General features: G+C 69.5%; 2 protein-coding genes. Both read right to left on the bottom strand.

The features are described from left to right. Positions 1 to 4: 4 nt before the first annotated feature. Positions 5 to 1,447, bottom strand: a complete 1,443-nt coding sequence (locus VFZ70_07725) for an alpha/beta-hydrolase family protein (protein HEX6255689.1) — start codon at positions 1,445 to 1,447, stop codon at positions 5 to 7. Between the two features lie 727 nt (positions 1,448 to 2,174). Then, entirely contained in the window at positions 2,175 to 2,813 is a 639-nt protein-coding gene (locus tag VFZ70_07720; protein ID HEX6255688.1) for a phospholipid scramblase-related protein, read from the bottom strand. Positions 2,814 to 3,151 lie beyond the last annotated feature (338 nt).

Raw genomic sequence — 3,151 nt, 5'->3', positions numbered from 1 at the left:
TCCATCAGCACCTGCTCGAACGTGAGCACCGGCCGCCAGACCATGTGCGACGGAACTCCAGGTCCCGGCGGCTCGCGGAGCCACTGCGGCTGGGACCACGCCAGCGATGGCGAGAACCAGACGACTGGGTCTGTCGCATGTTGTAGGTACGCCGCCCGCACTGGCCCCAAGGCTGGCCTTGCTCGCGGAGGCCGGCCGCGTCGTCTGCGAAGCGGACGACGGCCCCACCGCCGACGATCGGCTCGCGCGCGGGGCCAGTGGTCGCCCCCGCCAGCAGCTCCTTTCGCAACCCACTCGCTTCCGTCGGCCCGATCCACAACGCGCCCGATACCTGGTGCAGACCGGCGATGCCGCGGCCTGCAAATGCCGCCTGTGAACCGTATGCGCCCAGACTCTCGCCGTAGACGTAGACGGCCGGGCGGTCGTCAGGCGGCAGACGCCGCACCCTGGCGAGCACAGCGCTGAGCAGGCGACGACCCGCGTCCGCCGACGCCGATCCATCCAACGCGAGCGACAAGAACGAAGGCAGAACGGAGTACTGCATGGCCACGCTGGCGACGTCGCCGCCGAACATCAGCTCCACGGGATCGACCGCGACGGGATTGACGAAACCGGTACCCGATGGTGTCGCCACGACGATCGCGGCCCGACGGAATCCACCGGTCCGCTGGAGTTCGTGCACCGCAAGCGCGGTACGCGCAGCCGGCGTCGGCGCCGACATCAGCCCCACGTAGACGCGGATCGGTTCGACGGCGGTGGGCGACTCACGCAGGTGACCGATCTCCCGCACAGAAAGGCCACCAGCGACAAAGCGTCGCCCCTGCACTCCAAGGGTCGCCCAACTGATACGCGATCCCGGGCCTCCCGACCGCAATGCAGACACCGGAGGGCGCTCGCCGGCGCCGATGCGACGGTCACGAGAGGCGGACACCGGTCGCACGAGCGCGACGAGTCCGGCGACGAGGACGAGGCAGATGGCCGTCTCGAGCACACCTCCGGCGATGGTGGCGCTACGCGGCGACCAGCCCAGTCGGGCCGTCAGGGGGCGACCCAGCCGGCGGGCGCCGCCGCGCAGACAACGGCCCAGCAGCACCATCAGGATCGCGCCCACGGTGGCCCCGACCAGCACGAGCAGGGTGCTTGGCACAGCGGCGTCCAACCCCAGTGCGGCCCGCTGGCCAGCCTGTAGCTGCAGGCGTCCCGACGCGTGCGCGAACGCCACGGCCACCGCGATGACGGCCATCGAGAGCCCGATCGGCTGCACGAAACGGGCAGACGCCGTGGCCCCGGTGATACGCGTGATGATCACGCGACCGATCGCGCCAGCGACGGCACCGATTGCGTAGCCCGTGACCGCCGCGAGCGCCGACAACCCGACCTGCGTCACCAGCGTGCGAGGCAGGAGCGACGGCCTGAACGACTCGGCCAGCATCAGCGCCCCGAGCATGACCCCCACCGACGACGGGGGCCGTGCAACGTACGCACCGACGTCGGTGTCGTCACAGCACCCGCTCGAACGGTGGGCGCGATCATCTGCCAGCCCGCAGCATCAATTCGACAATTGTCGCCGGGTCTCTCGCCCAAGTTGTAGACCGCCGCAGCCGTCACGTACAGGCCCATCCGCCCGCCAGCAGAGATCAACCCTGTGCCACACAGGGGATCTCCCGCAGGAAGCGACCCTCATCACGGGTTCCACTCGTCTCAATCGCAGGAGGCCGGACCCCGGGTCGGCCCACACCTACCAGTCACGGTGGGGTCCTCCCGCGCGCGACGGATAGATCGGCGAGATGCACACCGCGTCGACGCCCAGATCAACCACGTGGTCGAGGCGACGCCGGATCGCCTCGAGATCACCGACACCGTGCCCATCGGCGTCCGGAAACGAGCGCGGGTACACCTGGTACACGACGCCGCGCTGCCACCAGACATGGTCGGCCGGGCCATCCCGGTGGGCACGTCAGTGACCAGTAGGGCCGTTTCGCATGCTGTGGCCGGGTGATCGCGAAGCCGCACGTCGAACGGGGGCGAACGCGCGGCGGTCGACTCCCAGCAGGCTGTGCGGCCTCGCCTCCCGACCCCGCAGGGTCTGGACCGGGGCCGCGGTCGCATCCGGTCATCACGGCTGTGACGCTCAGCCACGCCGCGAGCGCTTCCGGGCCAGACCGCCGCGGTGGTCAGCCGAGCCCGAAGATGTCAGTGACGTCGGAGATGTCGAGGCGTCGCTCGTCCTGCTTGAGTGCGGTGTCGACCGCAGCGGCCGCTGCGATCGCCAGGAGCCGAAGGTCACCGTCGAGCGTGGGGTCGATGTGCACGACGTAGGTGTCGGCCGTGGTGAACACGGCCTTCAGGACACCGACGAACCGCTTGTCGATCCTGGCCACCTCCCGCCCGTCGCGATTGACGATGGCGAAGTCCCACGCCCGCCAGTTCTCGGCCCGGACCTGCCCGACACGACGTCCATCAGCATCGGTGAGGGTGAACCGGATCTTACCGAACACATTGTCCTGCACGATCTCGCCGACCGGGCGCCGGTCACCGGTCCGCACCGACAGGCGCGACTTCACGACCTTGGCCGGCCGTATGACCTCCAACACGTCGCCGTCGGCGACGTCGCGGACAGTGAGGCGATGGGTGAGGAACTGACCGATGCTGGTGGCGAAGCGGGCCGTCTTGCGCAGGCGGCTCTGGGCCGGCTCGTCGATGAACCCGAGCGCGACACCCTGCGGATCCCAGATGTCGTACTGGTTGGTGAGCTCCACGAGCTTGGCGCGCTGGCTGACGACCAACGTGTCCGCGGTGAGGAGTGCGGCCATCGCGCCTCCGGACTGGACGCCTGCGTCAAACGGGACGCAGGCCGGTGCATGCGCCCAGTCTGACTGGCGACCACCGAGTGGTCGAGCAGTTCCGCCAAGACTGGCGAGTTTGCCGATGCGCGGCCGCGGCGGCCCGTCGGTAGCGTCGCGCCATGGGCGGGACGCCGACCGACGGGTTGCCGGTGCGTCCGGGTGCGGGGGATCACACGTGCTCAAGGCCCGACGATCAGTGCGAGATCAAGGGCCACACATCTCGTCGCCGCCGCCCAGCGACACACGAAGCCACCCACCTGGAGGAAAGGGCGGCGAGTATCCGAAACGACAGCGAACGCACTGGA

It is taken from the genome of Euzebyales bacterium, from assembly GCA_036374135.1.
In the GTDB taxonomy this organism is placed as follows: Bacteria; Actinomycetota; Nitriliruptoria; order Euzebyales; family JAHELV01; genus JAHELV01.
The sequence above is the reverse complement of the archived record's forward strand: the minus strand, read 5'-3'. Positions and strand labels throughout refer to the sequence as shown.